Below are 1513 nucleotides of genomic sequence, written 5' to 3' on the forward strand. Positions count from 1 at the left end.
TTTAAGTTTAACGTTGCAGGCGCTAAAGGCGATACAATCGAACTTAAATATACTGACAATAAAGGCAAGACTGGTTCTGCGACTGCAAAGTCTAAGTAATCAATTATGCCGATTGAGGAGAGATTAATGAAAAAATTAATAGTAACTTTTGCAGCGGTAGCCTTATTAGGTGCTGGATCTGCAATTTCAGCGCAACAATCATCAGCGGTGCAAGCTGATATTGATGCATTTCAAAATCATTTTAAGTCTAAATTTCCAAATTTGAGTTTGAATGATTTTTCAAAAGGTCCTTACGCCATGAATGAAGACAAATTTATGCAGTTTGAAGCTGTCATGGAAATGCCTCCGTTTGAAGATTTAAGAGATGCTGGTGAAAAAGCATGGAATACACCGTTTGCTAACGGTAAAACTTTCTCTAGCTGTTTTTCTGGTGGCGATGAAACATTAAGAGTTCAGTATCCACGTTGGAACTCAACTTCAGGCAAGGTAGAAACACTTGAAAAAGCGGTTCTAAATTGTAATAAGGCTAACGGTGGCAAGAAGATGAAATCAGGCAAAGGTAAACTTGCTCACATTACATCTTACTTAACAACATTAGCAGAAGGTCAAGTGATCAATGTAATTGTTCCTGAAGGTGATGCTAAGGCTTTAGCTGCGTACAATCAAGGTAAGAACGAGTTCTATGCTAAGCGTGGTCAACTGAACTTATCATGCGCAAACTGTCATATCGATTCAGCTGGTAAGCGTATTCGTGGTAACACACTATCACCAGCATTAGGCCATATTACTCACTTCCCTGTGTGGCGTGGTAAATGGGCTAAAAAGAAAGGTGATGGTTTTGGTACGATTCAGCGTCGTTACGGCGGTTGTAACAAGCAGGTTAGGGCTAAGCCTAGAAAAAGACATCAAAGTGAATACACGAACTTAGAGTTCTTCCATACTGCAATGAGTAATGGCATGGAGATCTCTGGTACTGAATACAGAGAATAAGGAGATTAACATGAAAAAACTATTATTAATTACAACAGCAGTATTCTCACTGTCTGTTCAATCAGCTGATTTTTTAGGAAGTTCGCATAACTGGAATGATGGCTCTTCAGATCCTTTAAAAGCTGCCATTGCAATTGCAACTGCTGAAAATAAAAAAGCTAAAAAAGCTGGTTTTGAGTGGCGTGATACTGGGAAGTTTATTAAAGAGGCTGCTAAAGTGGGTGGCGCTAAAGGTTTGGCTTTAGCTAATAAAGCTAGACTGCAGGCAATAGACGCTCAAAAGCAGGCTAAAGAACAGGCTAATGCAGGTCCTAATTTTTAGTAAGATAAGTAAGTAGAAACAAAAAAAACACCCTTTATAGGGTGTTTTTTTTTGGTTATAAGGTGATATACCTATCATAAATAACTATATATTTACTCCATAATAGAGTTGCAAAATTTTTATTTGTGGTTATCATAGAGGTTTAGTAAGGTTAGCCCCTCTCTTAAGGGGTTTTATTTTTTTTATATATAAAAGAGGAGA

General features: G+C 37.6%; 2 protein-coding genes. Both read left to right on the top strand.

Annotated elements, in window-relative coordinates; genetic code table 11:
- Nucleotides 1-126 precede the first annotated feature (126 nt).
- Nucleotides 127-990: a sulfur oxidation c-type cytochrome SoxA gene (gene soxA, locus P8M52_RS03115; protein WP_300307173.1), complete on the top strand. Its 864-nt coding sequence runs from the start codon at nucleotides 127-129 to the stop codon at nucleotides 988-990.
- Between the two features lie 10 nt (nucleotides 991-1000).
- Nucleotides 1001-1312 carry a hypothetical protein gene (locus P8M52_RS03120; RefSeq protein WP_300307176.1) on the top strand — a complete coding sequence of 104 codons (312 nt, stop codon included), beginning with the start codon at nucleotides 1001-1003 and terminating at the stop codon, nucleotides 1310-1312.
- Nucleotides 1313-1513 lie beyond the last annotated feature (201 nt).

Source organism: Candidatus Thioglobus sp., from assembly GCF_029243085.1.
In the GTDB taxonomy this organism is placed as follows: Bacteria; Pseudomonadota; Gammaproteobacteria; order PS1; family Pseudothioglobaceae; genus Thioglobus_A.

Excerpts from the sequence above, each read along its gene's own strand:
- soxA (WP_300307173.1), top strand. The coding sequence starts at position 127 with ATGAAAAAATTAATAGTAACTTTTGCAGCGGTAGCCTTATTAGGTGCT.
- P8M52_RS03120 (WP_300307176.1), top strand. The coding sequence starts at position 1,001 with ATGAAAAAACTATTATTAATTACAACAGCAGTATTCTCACTGTCTGTT.